This window comes from Burkholderia sp. F1 (assembly GCF_050813845.1).
Lineage (GTDB): Bacteria > Pseudomonadota > Gammaproteobacteria > Burkholderiales > Burkholderiaceae > Burkholderia > Burkholderia ubonensis.
In genome coordinates, this window is the sequence record NZ_CP172423.1 from 722,897 (window position 1) to 744,993 (window position 22,097).

Annotated in this window: 18 protein-coding genes and 1 rRNA gene; 6 read left to right on the forward strand and 13 right to left on the reverse strand. The window is 68.0% G+C overall.

The window, feature by feature from the left end:
- Window positions 1-332 precede the first annotated feature (332 nt).
- Window positions 333-947: a c-type cytochrome gene (locus tag ACFIMZ_RS37455; protein WP_431826054.1), complete on the forward strand. Its 615-nt coding sequence runs from the start codon at window positions 333-335 to the stop codon at window positions 945-947.
- Window positions 948-1,103: 156 nt separating this feature from the next.
- Here ACFIMZ_RS37455 and ACFIMZ_RS37460 read toward each other — a convergent pair whose 3' ends face one another.
- Window positions 1,104-2,180: an MBL fold metallo-hydrolase gene (locus ACFIMZ_RS37460; protein WP_431825720.1), complete on the reverse strand. Its 1,077-nt coding sequence runs from the start codon at window positions 2,178-2,180 to the stop codon at window positions 1,104-1,106.
- 431 nt (window positions 2,181-2,611) lie between these two features.
- Here ACFIMZ_RS37460 and msrB point away from each other — a divergent pair, with 431 nt between their 5' ends.
- From msrB to ACFIMZ_RS37480, 4 genes are all read left to right on the forward strand, one after another.
- Entirely contained in the window at window positions 2,612-3,127 is a 516-nt protein-coding gene (gene msrB / locus ACFIMZ_RS37465) for a peptide-methionine (R)-S-oxide reductase MsrB (RefSeq protein WP_431825721.1), read from the forward strand.
- 31 nt (window positions 3,128-3,158) lie between these two features.
- Entirely contained in the window at window positions 3,159-5,027 is a 1,869-nt protein-coding gene (locus ACFIMZ_RS37470) for a cytochrome c biogenesis protein DipZ (RefSeq protein ID WP_431825722.1), read from the forward strand.
- A 32-nt stretch (window positions 5,028-5,059) separates the two neighbouring features.
- Window positions 5,060-5,800 (forward strand): peptide-methionine (S)-S-oxide reductase MsrA, encoded by a 741-nt coding sequence (msrA, locus tag ACFIMZ_RS37475; RefSeq protein WP_431825723.1) that lies wholly within the window; start codon window positions 5,060-5,062, stop codon window positions 5,798-5,800.
- 270 nt (window positions 5,801-6,070) lie between these two features.
- Window positions 6,071-7,180: a Rieske 2Fe-2S domain-containing protein gene (locus ACFIMZ_RS37480; protein ID WP_431825724.1), complete on the forward strand. Its 1,110-nt coding sequence runs from the start codon at window positions 6,071-6,073 to the stop codon at window positions 7,178-7,180.
- Window positions 7,181-7,232: 52 nt separating this feature from the next.
- Here the strand turns inward: ACFIMZ_RS37480 and ACFIMZ_RS37485 are convergent, their stop codons facing one another.
- The 11 genes from ACFIMZ_RS37485 to ACFIMZ_RS37535 all read right to left on the reverse strand — a co-directional run bounded on the left by ACFIMZ_RS37485 (window position 7,233) and on the right by ACFIMZ_RS37535 (window position 20,811).
- On the reverse strand, window positions 7,233-7,622 hold the full coding sequence (locus tag ACFIMZ_RS37485; RefSeq protein ID WP_431825725.1) for a cytidine deaminase: 390 nt from the start codon (window positions 7,620-7,622) through the stop codon (window positions 7,233-7,235).
- Window positions 7,623-7,669: 47 nt separating this feature from the next.
- Entirely contained in the window at window positions 7,670-8,989 is a 1,320-nt protein-coding gene (gene deoA / locus ACFIMZ_RS37490; RefSeq protein ID WP_431825726.1) for a thymidine phosphorylase, read from the reverse strand.
- An 11-nt stretch (window positions 8,990-9,000) separates the two neighbouring features.
- Window positions 9,001-9,798: a deoxyribose-phosphate aldolase gene (deoC, locus tag ACFIMZ_RS37495; RefSeq protein ID WP_431825727.1), complete on the reverse strand. Its 798-nt coding sequence runs from the start codon at window positions 9,796-9,798 to the stop codon at window positions 9,001-9,003.
- A 15-nt stretch (window positions 9,799-9,813) separates the two neighbouring features.
- The gene (locus ACFIMZ_RS37500; protein ID WP_431825728.1) at window positions 9,814-11,067 is read right to left on the reverse strand and encodes a NupC/NupG family nucleoside CNT transporter; all 1,254 of its coding nucleotides are present in this window, start codon (window positions 11,065-11,067) and stop codon (window positions 9,814-9,816) included.
- A 103-nt stretch (window positions 11,068-11,170) separates the two neighbouring features.
- Entirely contained in the window at window positions 11,171-12,217 is a 1,047-nt protein-coding gene (locus tag ACFIMZ_RS37505; RefSeq protein WP_431825729.1) for a purine-nucleoside phosphorylase, read from the reverse strand.
- Window positions 12,218-12,266: 49 nt separating this feature from the next.
- On the reverse strand, window positions 12,267-13,256 hold the full coding sequence (locus tag ACFIMZ_RS37510; protein ID WP_431825730.1) for a nucleoside-specific channel-forming protein Tsx: 990 nt from the start codon (window positions 13,254-13,256) through the stop codon (window positions 12,267-12,269).
- A 324-nt stretch (window positions 13,257-13,580) separates the two neighbouring features.
- Entirely contained in the window at window positions 13,581-15,038 is a 1,458-nt protein-coding gene (gene hydA, locus ACFIMZ_RS37515; RefSeq protein WP_431825731.1) for a dihydropyrimidinase, read from the reverse strand.
- A gap of 38 nt (window positions 15,039-15,076) precedes the next feature.
- A complete protein-coding gene (locus tag ACFIMZ_RS37520) occupies window positions 15,077-16,585 on the reverse strand; it encodes an NCS1 family nucleobase:cation symporter-1 (protein WP_431825732.1) in 1,509 nt (502 codons plus the stop codon).
- A gap of 106 nt (window positions 16,586-16,691) precedes the next feature.
- Window positions 16,692-17,999 (reverse strand): NAD-dependent dihydropyrimidine dehydrogenase subunit PreA, encoded by a 1,308-nt coding sequence (preA, locus tag ACFIMZ_RS37525; RefSeq protein WP_431825733.1) that lies wholly within the window; start codon window positions 17,997-17,999, stop codon window positions 16,692-16,694.
- Between the two features lie 68 nt (window positions 18,000-18,067).
- Window positions 18,068-19,405, reverse strand: coding sequence for an NAD(P)-dependent oxidoreductase (locus ACFIMZ_RS37530; RefSeq protein WP_431825734.1), 1,338 nt, complete (start codon window positions 19,403-19,405; stop codon window positions 18,068-18,070).
- A 125-nt stretch (window positions 19,406-19,530) separates the two neighbouring features.
- The gene (locus tag ACFIMZ_RS37535; RefSeq protein WP_431825735.1) at window positions 19,531-20,811 is read right to left on the reverse strand and encodes a Zn-dependent hydrolase; all 1,281 of its coding nucleotides are present in this window, start codon (window positions 20,809-20,811) and stop codon (window positions 19,531-19,533) included.
- A gap of 354 nt (window positions 20,812-21,165) precedes the next feature.
- Here ACFIMZ_RS37535 and ACFIMZ_RS37540 point away from each other — a divergent pair, with 354 nt between their 5' ends.
- Window positions 21,166-21,858 (forward strand): TetR/AcrR family transcriptional regulator, encoded by a 693-nt coding sequence (locus tag ACFIMZ_RS37540; protein ID WP_431825736.1) that lies wholly within the window; start codon window positions 21,166-21,168, stop codon window positions 21,856-21,858.
- An 89-nt stretch (window positions 21,859-21,947) separates the two neighbouring features.
- On the opposite strand, the gene rrf is transcribed toward ACFIMZ_RS37540, so the two are convergent.
- Window positions 21,948-22,060: ribosomal RNA gene (rrf, locus tag ACFIMZ_RS37545) — 5S ribosomal RNA — on the reverse strand.
- Between the last annotated feature and the right edge of the window lie 37 nt (window positions 22,061-22,097).

The window sequence follows — 22,097 nt, forward strand, 5'->3', positions numbered from 1 at the left end:
GAAGCGCCGCGTTGATGGAGGTCGACGTGCCGACGTGCTGCGCACCGTCATCGGTTTGCTGCACCTTCCCTGCGCACCGAGCGTCATTGCGAGACCTCCGCGCGGCCTCAGCTGAGCGCATCCCGAAAATGACAGGGTACGCACGCTGAAAACGAGGACGTTGGAAAATTTTCGCATTTGACTTGAATCAAGGCCACCGCCTTCCAGCACTCTCACACTGTATTCATTATCGCGATGCAGGCATTAGCCGGACATGGAAGACGTCGATGTCAAAGCAAGTGACCGATGCCTATCGTGTGGTTGCACCGCAGTTCGACTGGCAGCAAAGAAAGATGAAGACGATGCTTCTCTTGCCGTTGTCACTGCTACCGATCGTCATCGCGATCGGCAGCTTCCCGTCGCTTGCTCGCGCTGAGGACGGGGAGCGTCTCGCCCAGCAGCTCTGTGCCACTTGCCACGGTGCTCGCGGACACAGCGAATCACCCATGTTCCCGCGCTTGAGCGCTCAGACGCCGGAATATCTCACCATGCAGCTCAGGGGCTTCCGCGAGCACACGCGGGGCGAGACGCATGCACGCGCGTATATGTGGGGTATCGCGTCGCGGCTCGACGACGTGACGATCGCATCGCTTGCCGACTATTACTCGCATCAGGAACCGGTGCATGGCAAGGCCGGTGACGCCGCGCTGATGGCGAGAGGGAAGGATATTTTCGAGCATGGCGCCCCGGACCGGGGAACCCCCGCATGCGCGTCGTGCCACGGCCCGCAAGGCCAGGGTGCCGGCATATTTCCGCGGCTTGCAGGACAACACCAAAACTACTTGCTTCGGCAGATCGAGTTCTTCAAGAACGGGACGCGCGCCAATGCCCCCGTCATGACGGCCGTCGCTCACACACTGGATTCCGACGACGCCAAAGCAGTCGCCACGTGGCTCGAATCGCAGTAGTGCTAGCGACGATCCCGACAAGGATCATCGTCACCGCAATTCGAGCCAGTCGAGGGATCCCGGGGTGGCAATACCGCTTCGCGGCGCATGCTTGGCAATTGATTCGAAGGACAATTGCAAGTCTGGCGATCGTCACCCACTGGGCTCCGCGCTGCCTCATTTCATGCGGTACCAGGCGATGCCGCCGTTATCGAGTTTCATCTCGGCTTCGCTCCGATGCAGCAGATAATTCAGATGCGCAATGCTCTCACCGGTGGCCACCTCCAGTAGATCGGGATCGGATCCTATGGGACGCGAGAACAACTGCGCAAATACGTCAACTGCCCGCCTGGGTTCCCGCAACGCCTCCCGCAGGCGATCCAATGCAAGGTGCTGGCTACGCTTCAGATAGCCGAGCCGACGGTGGAGCCCGCGAAACGGCTCTTCGTGACCCGGCAAAACCAGGACATCATCGGGTATCTCCAGCCGCATCTTGTCGAGTGAATCCAGCCAGTCGCCCGTCGGGTTGGCATCGGGTTCGGTCGGGATGACGGAAACGTTGGGCGAAATACGCGGCAGCACCTGATCGCCCGAGATCAGCAGCTTTAATTCAGAACAATGGAAGCAGGCATGCTCCGGCGAGTGCCCGGTGCCAACGACGACGCGCCACATGTGATCGCCAATGCGCAGTTCCTCGCCGTCACGCACGCGCTGATAACTGTCCGGTGGAGCGTACACATACTTGCCAAATCCGCCGAAGCAAGTGCGGTAGACGTCGATCGCATCTTCGTCCCAGCCTACCCTTCGATAGAAGCTCACGACATCGTCGGGCGTATCGCGACCGACATCGGCCGCCACGACGCGGCACATCAGGTATTCCGTCCGTGTCATCCAGAGCCGGCAGCGGAACTTTCGCGTCAACCACCCTGCCAAGCCACTATGATCCGGATGCGCGTGTGTGACGAAGAGCCGTGTCAATCCACCCTGCGCTAGCGCACCACCGCCTGCGAAGAGCCCCCGCCATGCATCTGCGGTATCGCCGGTCTGCAGTCCGGTGTCGAAGGCCGCCCACCCGTTGCCGTCCCGCACGGCCCACAGATTGACGTGATTCATCAGGCTGAGCGGCATTGGCATACGCATCCACAACACCCCTGGCGCAACCTCGCGCGCCGCTCCTGGCACCTCTGCGTCGCCGCACGGGTAATCCAGAACGGGTCTGGTCTCGACAGGGGTGGCCAGGGTGTCGTCGCTCATTTCAGTATCACCGATTGATCGATGCGTGCGGGTTGAACCCATGTCCCGTTCCCCGGCATTCGCATGCTGTATCGATGTTCAACGTGGGGCTTTCCGAGACGTTTCCCTCGCCGCACGCGTTGATCAACGCAGTGAATCAAAGCACCTTGTTTTCAACTTCGACCTTCCAGGCGACCGCATATTGACATGAATCAAGATGGTTGAAGGCCCCGGACGATGCGCGACGTGTTCGATCCTGCACGGTCGCCGCGAGCATCCGGCGCCTCGTGGAGTGAATCGTTGGCAGTTCCGGAGCACCGGCACGAACGGTCGGCCAGTCCCTGAACACACCGGCAACAATCACAAATCTTTTAACTTTCCGTGAGGACTTCGACACCGGCCCGTTTCTACGATGTGCGCATGTTTCCAGGACCCGCACCCAGGAGCCCATCATGCACACCCGCAGACGCTTTCTGTTCGCCGGCGCCACCGGTCTCGCGGCGCTCGCCGCGCTGACCTCCGCGGGCCGCCGCGCGCTATTGCGCAGCGCCGTCGCGGCCCCGGCCGCCGGCGGCTTCGAAGTCACCCGCAGCGACGCCGAATGGCATCGGCTGCTGACGCCCGCCCAGTACGAGATCCTGCGCGAAGCCGGCACCGAGCGGCCGTACAGCAGCCCGCTGAACGACGAGCACCGGCGCGGCACGTTCGCGTGCGCGGGCTGCCAGCTCCCGCTGTTCTCGTCGACGACCAAGTTCGACAGCCATACGGGCTGGCCGAGCTTCTGGGCGCCGCTCGATCACGCGGTCATCACGAAGACCGACCTGTCGTTCGGGATGATCCGCACCGAAGTGCTGTGCCGCCGCTGCGGCGGCCATCTCGGCCACGTGTTCGACGACGGGCCGAAGCCGACCGGGCTGCGCTACTGCATGAACGGCCTCGCGCTCGCGTTCCACCCGGCCTCGACCTGATCCCGCCCCGAAACCTCCCGGAGACTGCCCCATGCTGCTCATCGTCCTCGCCTATCTCGGCGGCGTGCTCACGATCCTGAGCCCGTGCATCCTGCCCGTGCTGCCGTTTGTGTTCGCGCGCGCCGACCAGCCGTTCACGCGCAGCGGCCTGCCGCTCCTCGCCGGCATGGCGCTCACGTTCGCCGTCGTCGCGACGCTGGCCGCCGTCGGCGGCGGCTGGGCCGCGCAGGCCAACCAGGCCGGCCGCTGGGCCGCCCTCGCGCTGCTCGCGGTGTTCGGGCTGACGCTGCTGATGCCGCGGCTCGCGGAACACCTGACCCGCCCGCTGGTCGCCGCCGGCAACCGGCTCACCGGCCTCGCGCAGCGCGACGGCCGCCCGGCCGGCCCCGGCTCGTCGCTCCTGCTCGGCATCGCGACCGGCCTGCTGTGGGCCCCGTGCGCCGGGCCGATCCTCGGGCTCGTGCTGACCGGCGCCGCGCTGCACGGCGCGAACGTCGGCACGACGCTGCTGCTCGTCGCGTACGCGGCCGGCGCCGCGACGTCGCTCGGCGTCGCGCTCGTGATCGGCGGCAAGGTGTTCGCGGCGATGAAGCGCTCGCTCGGCGCGGGCGAATGGATCAAGCGCGGGATCGGCGCCGCGCTGCTGGCCGGGGTCGGCGCGATCGCGCTCGGCCTCGATACGGGCGCGCTTGCGCAGCTGTCGACGGTCACCACGGCCGGCCTCGAAACGAAGCTCGTCGACCGCCTCACCGAACGCGGGTCGGCCGCGCAACCGGCGATGGCCACGACGGGCGGCGCGGCGACCACCGGCGTCATGACCGCCGCAGGCGCGCCCGCGCAGCCGGACGGCGCGATGATGCGGGCCGCGGACGCATCGCCGCAACCGGCCGTGCAGGCGATGCGCGCCGCCGCACCGGCCGCGCTGCCGGTCGAAGGCACGCTGCCCCCGCTCGACGGCGCGGTGCAGTGGCTGAACTCGCCGCCGCTCACGACCGCCGGCCTGCGCGGCAAGGTCGTGCTCGTCGACTTCTGGACCTACTCGTGCATCAACTGCCTGCGCACGCTGCCGTACATCAATGCGTGGGCGCGCAAGTACGCGCCGTACGGGCTCGTCGTGATCGGCGTGCACGCGCCGGAATTCGCGTTCGAGCGCGACATCGGCAACGTGCGGAAGGCCGTCCACGATCTCGGCATCGGCTATCCGGTCGCGATCGACAACAACTATGCGATCTGGCGCGCGTTCGGCAACGAATACTGGCCGGCGCACTACTTCGTCGACGCACAGGGCCGGATCCGCCGCCACCACTTCGGCGAAGGCGACTATGCGGAATCGGAGCGGGCGATCCAGGCGCTGCTCGCCGAAGCGGGTCGTCCCGACGCGCTGAAGGTGCCGGTCGGGCTTGCCGGCGCACCCGCGCAAGGCGCGCAGGCCGCCGCCGACAACGCGGACGTCCGGTCGCCAGAAACCTACGTCGGCTATGCGCGCGCGGCGGATTTCGCGTCGCCCGGCGGCGTGGTGCGCGACGCCGCGCATCGCTACGACGCGCCGGCCCGGCCCGGCCTGAACGACTGGGGCCTCGCCGGCACGTGGAAGGTCGGCGCGGAGGACGCGGCGCTCGCGGCGCCGGCCGGCCGGATCGTCTACCGCTTTCATGCGCGCGACCTGCACCTCGTGCTCGGGCCCGACGCGAACGGCCGGCCGGTGCGCTTCCGGGTCACGCTCGACGGCGCGGCGCCCGGCGACGCGCACGGCGCGGACGTGGACGCGCGCGGCTACGGCACCGTGACCGGACAGCGGCTGTATCAGCTCGTCCGCCAGGCCGGCCCGATCGCGGACCGCACGTTCTCGATCGAGTTTGCCGACCCCGGCGTGCGCGCGTATTCGTTTACGTTCGGCTGAGCGCCGGCGGACTTCTTGCACAGGAGCACATCGTGAGTACGACATCATCGCGCCACTCGCCCCCGCGACGCGGGGCCGTCCGGCATCGCCTCGCCGTTCTCGCAGTCGCCGCCGCGGCCGCGTTCGGTTATCAAAGCATCGTCCGCTCCGCCGAACCGGTCGCCGCCATGCCGGCGCCCGCGCTCGACGAAACGCCCGCGGCATCGCACAACGAGACGGCCGTCCTCGCCGGCGGCTGCTTCTGGGGCGTGCAGGGCGTGTTCGAGCACGTGAAGGGCGTGAAGCAGGTCACGGCCGGCTACGCGGGCGGCATGGCGGCGACCGCGCACTACACGCTCGTCGGCACCGGGCTGACCGGCCATGCGGAATCGGTCAGCATCGTCTACGACCCGGCGCAGATCACCTATGGCCGGCTGCTGCAGATCTTCTTCTCGGTCGTGCACGATCCGACCGAGCTCAACCGCCAGGGCCCCGACGACGGCACGCAGTACCGGTCGGCGATCTTCCCGACCAACGCGCAGCAGCGCGCGGTCGCGAACGCGTACATCGCGCAGCTCGGCAACGCGCACGCGTTCCCCGCGCCGATCGTCACGCGCGTCGAGCCGTTCAACGGGTTCTACCCGGCCGAGACCTATCACCAGAACTATCTCGAGCTGCATCCGGACGCGCCGTACATCGCGATCAACGACCTGCCGAAGGTCGCCGGACTGAAGCAGCTGTTCCCGTCGATCTACCGGTCCGACGCGGTGCTGTGGCGTCAGACGCACCTCTGACGCGCCCGTCGAGCCGCCATCGAGATCGACGCGCGCGCAACGATCCGCTTCGTGCACGTCGCCGTGCCACGCGGATCGTTGCGCGTTGCGGCGGATCACATCGCACGCAACCGCCGCATCGCCCTCCTGCAGGCGCGGATTCGTAGAGAACAACCCTAGCCCTGCCGCGCAAGGCCGGCTTCCCCCTGCCAACTTCGCGTAGACTGGATCACGGTGGCCGCTCGCGTTCGGCGACGGTCGCCGCTCCCGCCCCGGATGGAGAAGTCAAGCATGCGTATTGCGCCTTTGCTGGACAGTAATCCTGTCGAACCGCCCGCCAGCACGCAGACGCGTGACCTGCGGCGCGTGCCGATTCACCCCGATCACTGGTATCCGCTCGCCTGGTCGCGCGAGGTCAAGCGCGGCGGCACGCTCGGCGTGCGCTTCTCCGGCGATCCGATCGTGCTGGTGCGCACCGGGTCCGGCGCGGTGTTCGCGCTCGAGGACCGCTGCGCGCACCGGCAGGTGCCGCTGCACGCGGGCGTCGTGACCGGCGAATCGATCCGCTGCTGCTATCACGGCTGGACCTACGACTGCACCGGGCGCTGCATCGACGTGCCCTACCTCGGCCGCGAGCGCCTGCCGAACGGCGTGCGCGCGTATCCGTGCCGCGAGGCGCACGGCCTGATCTTCGTGTTTCCCGGCGATGCCGCGCTGGCCGGCGAGCGGTCGCTGCCCGAGCTGCCGTCGGTCGCGGACAACGCGTACAAGACGCGCCGCTTCGGCCGCGAGGTCAAGTGCCACTACTCGTTCATGCACGAGAACCTGATGGACATGAACCACCAGTTCCTGCATCGGCGGCAGATGGGGCAGATGCGCGCGCGTTCCGTGGGCCGCCGTCGCGGCGACGACTGGGTCGAGGTCGACTACACATTCGCGCGGATGGAAGGCAAGCAGCCCGTCGGCGAGGCGCTCGTGTTCGGCGCCAGCAAGAAAGCCGGCGACCAGACCGACAAGAGCGTGATGACGGTCCGCACCGGCTATCCATACCAGACGCTGCGGATCCTCTCGAGCGAAGGCACGCTGGTGATGGACCTGTGGATCGTCTACGTGCCGCTCGACGCGGCGCAGCGCACCAACCGCACGTTCGGCCTGCTGTCGATCCGCAAGCCCGGCATCCCGTTCGCGCTGGACCTCGCGTGGCCGCTGCTCGTGTGGTTCACCGAACGCATCTTCAAGGAGGACCGCTGGATCGTCGAGCTCGAGCAGGAGGCGCACGACGCGCAAGGCGCCGACTGGAACCACGAGGTGTTTCCGGTCATCAACGAATTGCGCGACCTGCTGCGCCATTGCGGCGGCCGCGCGGTGATCCCGATCCGCGACGCGGGCGACGACGCCTGATACGGCGCACGGGTGTGGCGGCGCAACAGCGCGCCGCCGCCGCGTGTGCCCGTTACAGTCGAAACGCGCCCGGCAGCAACACCTGCGCGCTCGTCACCTCGACATCGCCTTTCAGGTTGCTGAGGATCACTTCGATATCGGGCGTGCCGATTTCGGAGATCACCTGCCGGCACGCGCCGCACGGCGCGACGGGGCCGTCCGTGTCGGCCACGACGGCCAGCCGCGTGAAGTCGCCCGGACGATACCCCGCCGCGATCGCGGCAAAGATCGCCGTGCGCTCCGCGCAATTGCACAGCCCGTACGACGCGTTCTCGACGTTGCAGCCGTGAAAGACCGTGCCGTCGCGCGCTTCCAGCGCCGCGCCGACCTTGAAGCGCGAATACGGCGCATACGCGCGTTCGCGCGCGGCCTTCGCGTGTTCGATCAGATCGTCTCGTTCCATTGCGGTGCCCTCTCAGGTTCGAAGATTGGAAGAATCGGCGCCGGCGATCAATCGACCCACCGATGAATCGTCGGCGGCAGCGCCTCGACCGCTTCGCCCACCGTATAGATGCGCTGGATCTCGGCGACCGCGCGCGCGGCGGCGTCCGCGTCGCGCGCATGCACGAAGCCGAGCGGCTCGCCGGCCGCCACGCGCTGCCCGAGCTCCGCCAGCGCCGACAGCCCGACGCCGTAATCGATCGCGTCTTCCGCGCGCGTGCGGCCGCCGCCGAGCGCGACGACCACCAGCCCGAGCGCGCGGCAATCGACCCGCTGCACGACGCCGCTCGCGGGCGCCGGCACCGGCACGGTCACGGCGGCCCGCGCGAGATGACGCGCGGGCGCGTCGATCAGGTCCGCCGGGCCGCCCAGCATCGCGATCATCTTCGCGAAGCGCTCCGCGGCCGCGCCCGAATCCAGCGCCTGCTGCAGCATCGCGTGCGCGCGCGCGGCATCTCCAGCCAGCCCGCCGGTGACGAGCAACTGCGCCGACAGCGCCATCGTGACCTCATGCAGACGCGCCGGCCGCGACTTGCCGGTCAGGTAGTCGATCGCGCACGCGACCTCGATCGCATTGCCCGCGCACGGCGCGAGCGACTGGTTCATGTCGGTGAGGATCGCGGTCGTCTTCATCCCCGCGCCGTTGCCGACGTCGACGATGCTGCGCGCCAGCTCGACCGATTTCTCGTCGGTCGGCATGAACGCGCCGGAGCCGACCTTCACGTCCATCACGAGGCCGTCGAGCCCCGCCGCGAGCTTCTTCGACAGGATCGACGCGGTGATCATCGCGACCGATTCGACGGTCGCGGTGATGTCGCGAGTCGCGTAGATCCGCTTGTCCGCCGGCGCGAGCTGCGCGGTCTGGCCGATGATCGCGACGCCGACGTCGCGCACCGTGCGGCGAAACGCCTGCGTGTCCGGCGTGACGTCGTAGCCGGGAATCGCACTCAGCTTGTCGAGCGTGCCGCCGGTATGGCCGAGCCCGCGCCCGGAAATCATCGGCACGAAGCCGCCGCACGCGGCGACCATCGGGCCGAGCATCAGCGACACGACGTCGCCGACGCCGCCGGTCGAATGCTTGTCGATCACGGGCCCGCCCAGGTCGAGCCCGCGCCAGTCGAGCACCTCGCCCGAATCGCGCTGCGCGAGCGTCAGCGCGACGCGCTCGTCGACGCTCAGGTCGTTGAAATACACGGCCATCGCAAAGGCCGCCACCTGGCCTTCGGTAACGCTCCCGTCGGTCACGCCGCGCACGAACGCGGCGATCTCATCGCGGCCGAGCGGCTGGCGGTCGCGCTTCTTGCGAATGAATTCCTGCGGCAGAAACATCGTCGATACCCTCAATAGGAAGATGGCCGGACCGCGCCGGGCGCGTGCCCGAGCACGGCAAGCAGATTCGCGAGCAGGCTCGACGCGCCGAAGCGGAACGTCGCGGGCGTCGCCCAGCCCGGCCCGAACACCTGTTCGGCCAGTGTGAGATAGGCGGCCGCCTCATCAGCGGTGCGCACGCCGCCCGCCGCCTTGAAGCCCACCGCGCGCCCGGACTCGCGGATCGTGCCGAGCATGATCGCGGCCGCGTCGAGCGTCGCGTTGACGGGCACCTTTCCCGTCGACGTCTTGATGAAGTCCGCGCCGGCCTCGATCGCGATCTCGCTCGCCTGCCGGATCAGCGCCGGCTCGCGCAGCTCGCCCGATTCGACGATCACCTTCAGGCACTTGCCGGCCGCGGCCGCGCGGCATTGCGCGACCAGCTCGCGGCCGATTTGCGCGTCGCCCGCGAGCAGCGCGCGATACGGAAAGACGACGTCGATCTCGTCCGCGCCGAGCGCGGCCGCATCGGCGGTTTCGCGCGCCGCAGCGTCGGGCGGCAGGTCACCGGACGGGAAGTTCGTCACGGTCGCGATCGGCAGCGCCAGGCCGCGCGCCGCCAGCGCGGCGCGCGCGGTCGCAACGAAGCGCGGATACACGCACAGCGCCGCAGGCGTGCCGACCGGCGTGTCGGCCGACGCGGCCAGCGCGTCGATCCGGGCGTCGGTGTCGTCGTCGTTCAGCGACGTCAGATCGACGAGATGCAGCGCCCTGAGCGCCGCTTCGGCCAGCAGGTTGCGTGACACGGAATCGATGGGGGAAGCCTTCATGCGGGCAAATCTCGCTCAATGCAGGGAAAAGAACAGGCCGGCGATCGCGGCGCTCATCAGGTTCGACAGCGTCGCGGCCGTCAGCGCGCGCAGGCCGTGCCGGGCCACCTCCGAGCGGCGTTCCGGCGCGACCGCGCTGAAGCCGCCCGCGAGGATCGCGATCGACGAGAAGTTCGCGAAGCCGCACAGCGCGAACGACACGATCGCGATCGTCTTCGGATCGAGCCCCTGCGCACCGTTCTTCAGGTACGGCGACAGGTCGCCGTACGCGACGAACTCGTTGAAGATCAGCTTCTCGCCGATGAAGTTGCCGGCCAGCACCGCATCATGCCACGGTACGCCGATCATCCACGCGAGCGGCGCGAACACGCGGCCGAGCAGGCCCGGCAGCGTGACGTGCGGGAAACCGGCCAGCGCCGCCGCGCCGCTCACGATCAGGTTCATCAGCGCGATCAGCCCCACGAACGCGATCAGCATCGCGCCGACGTTGATCGCGATCCTCAAGCCCACGGACGCGCCGGACGCGGCCGCCTCGATCACGTTGGCCGCGCGCTTGTCGTCGAAATCGAGCCCCTCGACGACGATGCGGCTCGGCTCGACGGTCGGGAACAGCAGCTTGCCGAACAGCAGCCCGCCCGGCACGGCCATGAACGACGCGGCGAGCAGGTACTCCATCTTCACGCCGAGGCCAGCATAGCCGACCAGCACGGAGCCCGCAATCGACGCCATGCCGCTCGCCATCACCGTGAAGATCTCCGCGCTCGTCATCTGCTTCACGAACGGCTTCACGAGCGCCGGCATCTCGCTCTGCCCGAGGAAGATCGTCGCGACGGCCGAGCACGCTTCGATCCGGCTCACGCCGAGCAGCTTCGCGAGCGCCGAGCCGAGGATCGCGACGATCCATTTCATCACGCCGATGTAGTACAGCACCGCGATCAGCGCGGTCACGAAGATGATCATCGGCAGCACGCGCAGCCCGAACACGAAGCCGCCGTCGCCGAACAGCTGGAACATCCGGTTGTCGACCAGCCCGCCGAACACGAACGCGATGCCGTGGTTGCCCATGTCGAGCACGCGGTTGACGCCGTTGGCGGCCGTCGCGAGCGCCGCGCGGCCCGCCGGCACGAACAGCACGAGCGCGCCGATCGCGAGCTGCGTGAGCAGCGCGGCGATCATCGTGCGGCCGCGCACCGCGCGCCGGTTGTTCGACAGCAGATAGGCGATCAACAGCAGGAACAGCATGCCCGACAGACTGCGCAGAATATCCACGTGGTGCCCCCTCTCTCGTTGTTGGAACGCGCTCGCCGGAAGCGAGCCCGTCAAATGAACGCGCCGCATCCGGCGCGAGCCGGTGCGACGCGCATGGCCGCCGTCACTCGGCCGGTACGCCGTGCTGCCAGTGTGCCCAATCCTTCACGATCGCGTTGACGAGCGGCGAACCGGCGAGATAGAGATTGTCGAGCGCCGGCACGAACCCGCCCTGGTTCTGATAGTCGAGCAGGTTGTCGACGTCCGAGCCGCCGGGCGGCGGACGGTCGAAATCCGAGCCCGAGCGCAGCACGGCCACGCGCTGCGGATCGGCAAGGCCCGCCGCCGCCGCGCGCCTGATCACTTCGAACGTCGCATTGTCTTCCTGCTGCGTCGTGCAGTACACCCCCTTGCCGTCGGTCAGCAGGCGCGTCCACGCGCTGGCGCGCTCGCCGAGCTTCGTGCCGGAGAACCACGTGTCGCCCGCCAGCGTGTCGCACTGGATCACCGTCGGGCGCTGGTTGGCCGGCGCATCGGGATACTTCGCGCGATAGGCGGCCGCCTCCTTGCTGTCGTGCAGCGTCACGCCGCGCGACAGCGCGAGCGCCTTCTGCAGCAGCGCCTCGTTCAGCTGGAAGACTTCGGTGCGGTAGTCGAGCGGCGGCTTGTCGCTCTCGCTCTTCGTGTTGATGCCGAGATAGCCCGACTTCCAGCCGGCCGGGATCTCGCGCGCATCCAGTTCCCACTGGATGCCGAAGTCGACCAGGTAGCGGGCCCACGCCGCCGAGCCGAGCGTGCCCTGCGCGGGATCGATGCCGGCGATGCCGGTGACGAGGAAGTAGGTCCGGCGCAGGTCGAACCGGCGCGAGTAGACCAGCGCGGCCATCGAGGCCGCCGCGTTCGCGTGGCCCATCCCGGTCGTCAGCACGCACACGTCGTCGCGCGTGCAGCTCACGGCCGGATAGTCGGGCGACAGGCCCGGCACCGCGATCCGCTGCAGCGGCCCGAGACGATCGAGCCACGCGTTGCCTTCCGGCCCGAACATCGTGACGATCAGCACCTTGACCGGACGCGGCCGCCGCGCGCCGTCGCGTGCCGCATGCGCGCCGGCCGCGAACGTGCCTGCCAGTGCCAGCACGGCAAGCAGTTGAAGCAATCCCTTCTTGAGCATGGAAATCCTCGCGTGAGTGGTTCTTTGGTTGCTGCGATGGCGTCGGGCGTCAGAACTGGTAGCCGACGCTCGCGTAATAGCCCCAGCCGGTCGAGCGGTTCTGGAACGGCCCGTCGCCGAAGTTCAGCTCCGTGCCGTTCCACTGGCCGCCGTTATGAAAGTAGCGGGCCGCGGTCCAGAACCGCCAGTGCTTGAACGAATAGATCAGCACGTTCGTCGCGACGAACGCGGTGTCGGTGCGTGCGTCGCCGCCCGACTGCTCGCGCAGCTTCGAGCCGAAGTCGTAGTTGAAGAAGCCGACGTAGGTGAGGTTGCCGCCGTTGAACGTGCCGATCGGGTAGATGTACTTCATCTGCGCGCGGTAGCCGTCCCACGAGTTCTGGTTGGCGGCGCCGTAGTTTTCCCACTGCCGGCGCACGTACAGGTTCGCGGACAACAGCAGCTTCGTATGCGTGTCGATGTCGGTACCGAAGCCCGCATACAGCGTGTTCTGGCGTCCCGCCGTGTTGTGCCCCTGGTCGTAGATCCAGTCGAACGCCACATACCACTCCTTGAACGGACCGAAGCCGAGGCGGCGGCCGACGAGGTCGTCGATCGACACGCGCGGCTCCTGTTCGCTGAAGAGCGGCGACCCCTTGTTCGTGATGCCGGTGTCGTAGCCGTTGCCGACGCCGAACACGCGCGGCACGTCCACGTAGCCGTACAGGTCGAACGGGCCCTTCCTGCCGAAGTACTCGTATTCCAGGTACACGTCGTTGGTCCGGTGCGGCCCGAAACGGATGTTCTTCGACCCGATCACGCCGAGGCTCTGGTGAAACCACGTCGACAGATACGGCGACGGCGCAGGCGGCGGCGGCGGGTTCGGCACGACCGCGCCGCTCTCGGCGAGCAGCGGTCCGGCCGGCGGCGACTCGGCCCGCGCCGGCGTCGCGGCCAGCATGCCGGCCGCCAGGGTCAGCAGCGCGAGGCCGATGCGTGCCGCCGGGTATTTCGAATGCCTTTCGCCTCTTGACTCGTTGTTCAGTTCTTCTATGCACATGCGCCTGATCCTGCGTCCGTATTGTTGTTGTCGAAGGCTCGACGCGCGTCTCGTCGAGCATGTCTCGCCCCGCGTCCCGGTTGCCCCACATTCGAGCGCGCCGCCTGCTTCAGGTGCGCACGCGCATCGATGTTGACCAATCAGTCAGCTTCAGGCGTGTCCTGCGGATGAAGCAGGAAGGATCAAGCACAACCCGTGCCATATATTGACCGTTCGGACAGGTTGCGGCGCGCGCGGCATCCGGCCGCCGCCGTGCTCGCCGCCGGGACCGCGACCCGGTTCCGGCCCGGCGGCGACGCACGGCGACGAAGCCGCGCGCAAGGCTCAGCCGTCTCGCTCGACGGGATGCGGCTCCCTGAGCCGGTTCGCGAGCCGCGCCGCGTCGTAGTAGGCCGCGGTCGGCGGCCGCTTCAGATAGCGCCCGGCGCCGCGCACCGCGCGCAGCTCGCCGTCCGCCCACGCCAGCGCGCCGCGCGTCAGCGTATGCGTCGCGACGCCCTGCACCGTCATCCCTTCGAACACATTGAAGTCGACCTTCTGATGATGCGTGTTGACCGAGATCGTCTTTGTCGCGGCGGGATCCCACACGACCAGATCGGCGTCCGCCCCAACCTGCACCGCCCCCTTGCGCGGGTACAGATTGAAGATCTGCGCGGCGTTCGTCGACGTGATCCGCACGAATTCGTTCGGCGTGATGCGCCCGTGATTGACGCCGTGATGCCACAGCACCGACATCCGGTCCTCGACGCCGCCGCAGCCGTTCGGGATCTTCGTGAAGTCGTCGCGGCCCATCGCCTTCTGCGACGCGCAGAACACGCAGTGATCGGTCGCCGTCGTATGCAGCTGCCCGGATTGCAGCCCGCGCCACAAAGCCTCGCGATGCACGGCCGAGCGGAACGGCGGGCTCATCACGTGGGCCGCCGCGCGCGTCCAGTCCGGATCGCGATAGACGGCTTCGTCGATCACGAGATGGCCCGGCAGCACTTCGCCGAACACCCGCAGGCCGTCGATGCGCGCGCGCGCGATCGCGTCCACCGCGTCCTTCGACGATACGTGGACGATGTAGACCGGCACGCCGAGCACCTGCGCGATGCGGATCGCGCGGTTCGCGGCCTCGCCCTCCACTTCCGGCGGGCGCGACAGCGGATGCGCTTCCGGCCCGGTCATCCCGCGCGCGAGCAGCGCCTGCTGCAGGCGGAACACGAGTTCGCCGTTTTCCGCATGCACGGTCGGCAGCGCGCCGAGTTCGAGCGAACGCGAGAAGCTGTTCACGAGAATCTCGTCGTCGGCCATGATCGCGTTCTTGTACGCCATGAAATGCTTGAAGCTCGACACGCCGTGATCGTGCACGAGCGTGCCCATGTCGCGGTGCACGGTTTCGTCCCACCACGTCACCGCGACGTGGAAGCCGTAGTCGGCCGCCGCCTTCTCCGCCCAGCCGCGCCATTCGCGGAACGCATCCATCAGCGGCTGCCTCGGGCTCGGGATCACGAAATCGATGATGCTCGTCGTCCCGCCCGCGAGCCCCGCGGCGGTGCCGGTGAAGAAATCGTCGCTCGCCGTCGTGCCCATGAACGGCAGCTCCATGTGCGTATGCGGATCGATGCCGCCCGGCATCACGTACTGGTCGTGCGCGTCGACGATCGATGCGCCGGCCGGCGCGTCGATCCGCTCCGCGATCTGCAGGATCGTGCCGCCGTCCTGCGGGTCGGCGCACAGGATGTCCGCGCGATGCGTGCGGTCCGCATCGACGACGGTGCCGCCGCGAATCAGGGTTGCCATGTTGCTGCCTCCTCGTTGACTGACAATGTCGGTGCCGTTCAGGCGCTCGCCACCTGCGCGCTTTGCCCGGCGCGCCATTTCATCCACGTTCCATACACGGCCGACGCCAGCACGAGGCCGACGAACCAGGCATAGGTGTAGAGCATGTTGAAGAACGCCGGCACGTTCGGAAACGATGCGGGAAACGCCGTATGCAGGAACCCCGGCAGGTTCGGCAGCACGCCGACCGCCAGTGCGGCGAGCGCCGCGGGGTTCCAGCCGCGCGCGTAGCTGAAGCGGCCGTTCTCGTCGAACAGCGCGCGCGTATCGAGCTGCGTGCCGCGAATCAGGAAGTAGTCGACCATCAGGATGCCCGCGACCGGCCCGAGCAGCGCCGAATAGCCGACCAGCCACGTGAAGATGTAGCCGTCGGTCGTCGCGAGGATCTTCCACGGCATCATCACGATCGCGATCGTCGCGGTGATCAGGCCGCCCGTGCGATACGAGATCCGTTTCGGCCACAGGCTGGAGAAATCGTAGGCAGGACCGACGAGATTCGCGGCGAGGTTGCAGCACATCGTGTCGAGCGTGAGGATCACGAGCGCGATGCCGACGCCGATGCCCGTCATCCGGCTCGTCAGGTCGATCGGATCCCAGATCGCCTTGCCGTAGATCACCACGGTCGCCGACGTCACGACCACCGACACGACCGACAGCAGCGCCATCGGCACCGGCAGCCCGATCGACTGCCCGATCACCTGGTCGCGCTGCGAATGCGCGAAGCGCGTGAAATCCGGGATGTTGAGCGCGAGCGTCGCCCAGAAGCCGACCATCGCGGTCAGGCCCGGCCAGAACGTCGCCCAGAACAGCCCGGCCTTCCTGCCGCCGGCCGCGAACTGCGACGGCGCCGACAGCATCGAGCCGAATCCGCCCGCCTTCGACGTCGCCCACCAGACGAGCGCGACGCACATCACGACCTTGATCGGCGCCGACCAGCTTTCGAGCCAGCGGATCGAATCGGTGCCGTGCAGGATGAAGTAGAGCTGCAGCGCCCAGAACGCCAGGAAGCACGCGAGCTGCCCGACGGAAATGCCGAGGACCGGCAACGCCGCGCCGTGCAACGCATTGCCGGTCAGGATGTTCAGCAGCGTGTAGATCGCGCTGCCGCCGAGCCAGGTCTGGATGCCGTACCAGCCGCACGCGACGATCGCGCGCAGCAGCGCCGGCAGTTTCGCGCCCTGCGTGCCGAACGACGAGCGCACCAGCACCGCGTACGGGATGCCGTGCTTCGCACCCGCGTGGCCGATCAGCAGCATCGGCACGAGCACGATCAGGTTGCCGAGCAGCACGGTCAGCACCGCCTGCCACGGCGACATGCCCTCCTCGGTCAGGCCGGCCGCGAGCATGTACGACGCGATGTTCATCACCATCCCGACCCACAGCGCCGCGAAGTGATACCACTTCCACGTGCGCTGCGCGGCCGTCGTCGGCGCAAGGTCGTCGTTGTAGAGACTGCCGCCGTGCGCGGCTGCGCCGTCGGGATCGGCGGGGTTCGCTGTCAGCTTCATCGAAAACGCTCCACGGAATCAACCACGCCCGCGCCGCGTGGCGCGCGACGCCGGACCGGAAGGATCGGAAACGGCGCCCGGACCGGTACCGGACGCCGCACGCCGGTCAGGCAGCCTTCGCGTGTTTCGCGGGCTCCGCCGCGCTCGCGCCTGCGTCGACGCGCGCCGGATTGTTCGGATGCGTGGTCCAGTTCGCATAGCCGCCCGCATCGACGCGCTCCATCGTGATGCACTGCTCGACCGGGCAGACATGCATGCATAAATTGCACCCGACGCATTCCGCGTCGATCACCTCGAAGTGGCGCACGCCGTCCTTCGCGCGCGTGATCGCCTGGTGCGACGTGTCCTCGCACGCGATATGGCACAGCCCGCACTGGATGCAGCGATCCTGGTCGATGCGCGCCTTGATGTCGTAGTTCAGGTTCAGGTATTGCCAGTCGGTGACGTTCGGCACCGCGCGTCCGCGCACGTCGTCGAGCGTCGCGTAGCCTTTCTCGTCCATCCAGTTCGACAGGCCGTCCACGAGATCCGACACGATCCGGAAGCCGTAATGCATCGCGGCCGTGCACACCTGCACGCTGCCCGCGCCGAGCACGATGAACTCGGCCGCGTCGCGCCACGTCGAAATGCCGCCGATGCCGGAGATCGGCAGGTTCGGCGTGTGCGGATCGCGCGCGATTTCGGCGACCATGTTCAGCGCAATCGGCTTGACCGCCGGCCCGCAGTAGCCGCCGTGCGTGCCCTTGCCGTCGACCGTCGGGATCGGCGCCATCTGGTCGAGATCCACCGCGACGATCGAATTGATCGTGTTGATCAGCGACACGCCGTCCGCACCGCCTTTGTACGCGGCGCGCGAGCCCATCCGGATGTCGCTGATGTTCGGCGTCAGCTTCACGAGGCACGGCAGCTTCGTGCCTTCCTTGACCCAGCGCGTGACCATCTCGACGTACTCCGGCACCTGCCCGACGGCCGCGCCCATCCCGCGTTCGCTCATCCCGTGCGGGCAGCCGAAGTTGAGTTCGACCGCATCGGCGCCCGTATCCTCGACGAGCGGCAGGATCCATTTCCAGTCGCGCTCGTTGCACGGCACCATCAGCGACACGATCAGCGCCCGGTCCGGCCAGTCGCGCTTCACCTGGGCGATCTCGCGCAGGTTCACGTCGAGCGGGCGGTCGGTGATCAGCTCGATGTTGTTCAGCCCCGCGATGCGCTGGCCGTTCCACTGCACCGCGCCGTAGCGCGAGCTGACGTTGACGACATGCGGATCGAGCCCGAGCGTCTTCCAGACGACGCCGCCCCAGCCCGCTTCGAACGCGCGGTTCACGTTGTAGGCTTTGTCGGTCGGCGGCGCGGACGCGAGCCAGAAGGGATTCGGCGAAGTGATGCCCGCGATGGTGCAGCGAAGGTCGGCCATGTTCGGCTCCGTGAGGGTGGGGTCGTTGTCGTGATCGGTCGGGTGCTCGGCGTGTACGTGCTGCCGGCTCAGGCCGCCTGCGCGTCGCGCTGCACGAGGGCGGCGTCGATCGACGCCGCCGCGTGCTTGCCGTCCTGCACGGCCTGGACCGTCAGGTCGACGCCGCCCGTGGCCGCGCAATCGCCGCCCGCCCAGACATCCGGCAAGGTGGTCCGCCCGTCCGCGTCGACCGCGATCCGGCTGCCGTCGAGCGTCAGCAGTTCGCGCTCGATGCCGACCGGCACGAGGGTCTGGCCGATCGCCTTCAGCACCATGTCCGCGTCGATCGTGAAGTGCTCGCCCGACGCCGCCTCGAACTCCACGCCCGTCACCTGCCCGTCGACGCCGCGCAGGCGCACCGGCTTCGCGTGCGTGACGAGCGTGACGCCGCTCTTCTGCGCGAACTCGCGTTCCGCCCAGGTCGCGCTCATCGCTTCGACGCCGCGGCGATAGACCATCGTGACGCCGGCTGCGCCGAGCTTGCGGCTCTGCACCGCCGCATCGACCGCCGTATTGCCGCCGCCGATCACGACCACGCGACGCCCGACCGGCACGTTCTCGAGCGCATCGGCCTGCCGCACCTGCTCGATGAAATCGACTGCATTCATCACGCCGGCCAGGTCCTCGCCGGCGAGCGCCAGCGCGCGCACGCCACCGAGGCCGATCGCGAGAAACACGGCATCGTGCTGCTGGCGCAGCGCGTCGAGCGTCACGTCGCGTCCGAGCGCGACGCCCGTCTTCAGCTCGATGCCGCCGATCGACAGCAGCCAGTCGACCTCGCGCTGCGCAAAATCGTCGACGGTCTTGTAGGCCGCGATGCCGTATTCGTTGAGCCCGCCCGCCTTCGCGTGCGCATCGAAGAGCGTGACGCGGTGCCCCGCGAGCGCGAGCCGATGCGCGCACGCAAGCCCGGCCGGCCCCGCGCCGACCACCGCGACGTGACGCCCCGTGTCGGGCGCGCGCCGGAACGCTACGGCGCCCGATGCCATCGCCCAGTCGGTCGCGTGCCGCTGCAGCGCGCCGATCGCGACGGGCTGCGCGTCCTGGTGATTGCGCACGCATGCGCCTTCGCACAGGATCTCGGTCGGACACACGCGTGCGCACATTCCGCCGAGCGGGTTCGCGGACAGGATGTCCGTCGCCGCGCCTTTCAGGTTGCCGTTGCCAATCTTGCGGATGAAGCCGGGGATGTCGATCTGCGTCGGGCATGCGTGCACGCACGGTGCGTCGTAGCAGTAGTGACAGCGGCTTGCCGCCGCGGCCGCGGCGGTCGGATCGAGCAGCGGCGCGATGTCGGCGAATTCGCACGAGAGTTGCGTGGACGACAGGCGGTGCGCGGCGATATCGCCGGTTTGCTGGGTGGCCATACACGTTCCTTCGTCAAAGTGAGGACATAGCCGTGCCTGCCGGCTGCGCGAATGCGCAGCCGGGACGGCGGTTTTATGGGCGATGCGGTCAGTCGATAACGGACATGCCGGCTAGGGCTGCGTCGTCATGAAGCGGGTTCGCACGCGCGCGACAGCATCGCGTGCAGCAGCACGTTCGCGCCCGCCTCGATCCATTCGGGCGTCGCGTCCTCGATCTCGTTGTGGCTGATGCCGTCGACGCACGGCACGAACACCATCGACGTCGGCGCGACCTGTGCGAGATAGCACGCGTCGTGGCCCGCGCCCGACACGATGTCGCGATGCGAATAGCCGAAGCGATCGGCCGCGGCGCGCACGGCCCCCACGCAGTCGGCATCGAATGCAACGGGCTTGTAGTAGAAGATCTGTTCGAGCTGCGTGCCGAGACCGATGCCGCCCGCGATGCGGGCGACGCCGTCGCGCAGCGCGGCGTCCATCTGCGCAAGCACGGCGTCGTCCGGATGCCGGAAGTCGACGGTGAAGAACACGCGCCCGGGGATCACGTTCCGCGAATTCGGAAAGACCTGCATCATGCCGACCGTCGCGCACGCGAACGGCGCGTGATCGAGCCCGATCCGGTTGACGAGATCGACGACGCGCGATGCGCCCAGCAGCGCATCGCGGCGACGCGGCATCGGCGTCGGGCCGGCATGCGCCTCCTGTCCCGTCAGCGTGATTTCATACCAGCGCTGCCCCTGCGCGTCGGTGACGACGCCGATCGTCTTCTGTTCGGCTTCGAGAATCGGCCCCTGTTCGATATGCAGCTCAAACGCCGCGTGCAGCGGACGCCCGCCGCACGGCACGTCGCCCGCATAGCCGATGCGCGCGAGCTCGTCGCCGATCGTCTTGCCGTCGACGTCCTTGCGCGACAGGCCGTAGTCGAGCGAGAACACGCCGGCGAACACGCCCGACGCGACCATCGCGGGCGCGAAGCGCGAGCCTTCCTCGTTGGTCCAGATCACGACTTCGACCGGATGCTCGGTCTCGATCCCGTGGTCATCAAGACTGCGAATCACTTCGAGCCCGCCCAGCACGCCGTAGATGCCGTCGAACCGGCCGCCTGTCGGCTGCGAATCCGCGTGCGACCCGGTGACGACGGGCGGCGCGCCCGGCACGCGGCCCTCGCGGCGCATGAACACGTTTCCCATCTGGTCGACCGTCACCGTGCAGCCGGCGGCTTTCGCCCAGCTGACGATCAGGTCGCGGCCGGCCTTGTCCAGATCGGTGAGGGCGAGACGGCAGACGCCACCTTTCGGCGTGGCGCCGATCTTCGCCATCTGCATCAGGCTGTCCCACAAACGCTTGCCGTCGACCTTGATCGACGGGTCGAGTACCGCTCGCTTCGCTGCTTCGGATACCGCGTTCATTCGCGTCGCTCCTCTGATCAGTCATGCTGTCGGTTCAGTCGCTGCCGGTGCATGCGCGGCCTGTTCCGGGGCATGGCCGCACGCGCAAGGTGCACGTTTCCGGTTCACTGCCGGCGAGTGACCGGGCGATTCGCCCGGGTCCTCCGCCGCTCGTCCAATCCTGTCCGATTGGACAGGTTTTAGGCGAATCCCATTGGCAAATCAATGTCTTTCTTGCGTGAAGACTTGTAGCGAGAAGCGTGCCACTGCGTCGCAGCATCGCGTGATGCGCAACGCGATCCGGGTGCGTGCCAGCCCGTGGACGAGCGGCTAGAATGAAGCGCAACGCGGCATCCGCGCCGTGCGAGGCCAACGATGAAACGTGACGAAGCCGTAACCGAAGCGATGGAAAGCGACGCAACGCCCACGCCTTTGCGGCGGCGCAAGGCGCACATCCGGGAGTCGAATGAAGCGCATCTGCTTGCGTGCGCCGAAGCCGTGTTCGCGGAGCGCGGGCTCGAAGGCGCGAGCACGGCGATGATCGCCGAACGCGCGGGCCTGCCGAAGGCCAACCTGCATTACTACTTCCCGACGAAGCTGGCGCTGTACCGCCGGGTGCTGGAAGACCTGTTCGAGGACTGGCATCGGGCGGCCAACACGTTCGAGAACAGCGACGATCCGGTCGAAGCGATCGGCGGCTACGTGCGAGCGAAGATGGAGCTGTCGCGCCGGCGGCCGTTGGGCTCGAAGGTGTGGGCGAACGAGATCATCCACGGCGCGGAACACATGCAGGACATCCTGGCGCAGCGCGTCAAGCCGTGGTTCGATACGCGCGTGAAGGTGATCGACGACTGGATCGCGCGCGGGCTGCTCGCGCCGATCGACGCGCAGGCGCTGATGTATCTGATCTGGGCGACGACCCAGCACTACGCGGACTTCGATGCGCAGATCCGCGCGCTGAGCGGCAAGCGCGCGCTGACGCAGAAGGCGTTCGCGGAGAAGACCGAGCAGGTCGTGCGGCTCGTGATTCGTGCGTGCGGGGCGGTTTCGCCGAACGCGAAACGATAGGCGGCAATGCCGCGCGGTCGACGGAGATATTTTCGGTGCCGGAAATGCAAAAACCCCCGCCGGTTAGGCGGGGGTTTCTGGCTTAGGGAGCCTGACGATTACCTACTTTCACACGGGAATCCGCACTATCATCGGCGTAGAGTCGTTTCACGGTCCTGTTCGGGATGGGAAGGGGTGGGACCGACTCGCTATGGTCATCAGGCAAAGAGGGTTGTCGCGTCGCTTCGCAGCGCGACCAA

Bases quoted from the DNA above. Each gene is read 5' to 3' on its own strand.
- ACFIMZ_RS37455 (WP_431826054.1), top strand. From the start codon at position 333: ATGAAGACGATGCTTCTCTTGCCGTTGTCACTGCTACCGATCGTCATC.
- ACFIMZ_RS37460 (WP_431825720.1), bottom strand. From the start codon at position 2,180: ATGAGCGACGACACCCTGGCCACCCCTGTCGAGACCAGACCCGTTCTG.
- msrB (WP_431825721.1), top strand. From the start codon at position 2,612: ATGCACACCCGCAGACGCTTTCTGTTCGCCGGCGCCACCGGTCTCGCG.
- ACFIMZ_RS37470 (WP_431825722.1), top strand. From the start codon at position 3,159: ATGCTGCTCATCGTCCTCGCCTATCTCGGCGGCGTGCTCACGATCCTG.
- ACFIMZ_RS37480 (WP_431825724.1), top strand. From the start codon at position 6,071: ATGCGTATTGCGCCTTTGCTGGACAGTAATCCTGTCGAACCGCCCGCC.
- ACFIMZ_RS37485 (WP_431825725.1), bottom strand. From the start codon at position 7,622: ATGGAACGAGACGATCTGATCGAACACGCGAAGGCCGCGCGCGAACGC.
- deoA (WP_431825726.1), bottom strand. From the start codon at position 8,989: ATGTTTCTGCCGCAGGAATTCATTCGCAAGAAGCGCGACCGCCAGCCG.
- deoC (WP_431825727.1), bottom strand. From the start codon at position 9,798: ATGAAGGCTTCCCCCATCGATTCCGTGTCACGCAACCTGCTGGCCGAA.
- ACFIMZ_RS37505 (WP_431825729.1), bottom strand. From the start codon at position 12,217: ATGCTCAAGAAGGGATTGCTTCAACTGCTTGCCGTGCTGGCACTGGCA.
- ACFIMZ_RS37510 (WP_431825730.1), bottom strand. From the start codon at position 13,256: ATGTGCATAGAAGAACTGAACAACGAGTCAAGAGGCGAAAGGCATTCG.
- hydA (WP_431825731.1), bottom strand. From the start codon at position 15,038: ATGGCAACCCTGATTCGCGGCGGCACCGTCGTCGATGCGGACCGCACG.
- ACFIMZ_RS37520 (WP_431825732.1), bottom strand. From the start codon at position 16,585: ATGAAGCTGACAGCGAACCCCGCCGATCCCGACGGCGCAGCCGCGCAC.
- preA (WP_431825733.1), bottom strand. From the start codon at position 17,999: ATGGCCGACCTTCGCTGCACCATCGCGGGCATCACTTCGCCGAATCCC.
- ACFIMZ_RS37530 (WP_431825734.1), bottom strand. From the start codon at position 19,405: ATGGCCACCCAGCAAACCGGCGATATCGCCGCGCACCGCCTGTCGTCC.
- ACFIMZ_RS37535 (WP_431825735.1), bottom strand. From the start codon at position 20,811: ATGAACGCGGTATCCGAAGCAGCGAAGCGAGCGGTACTCGACCCGTCG.
- ACFIMZ_RS37540 (WP_431825736.1), top strand. From the start codon at position 21,166: ATGAAACGTGACGAAGCCGTAACCGAAGCGATGGAAAGCGACGCAACG.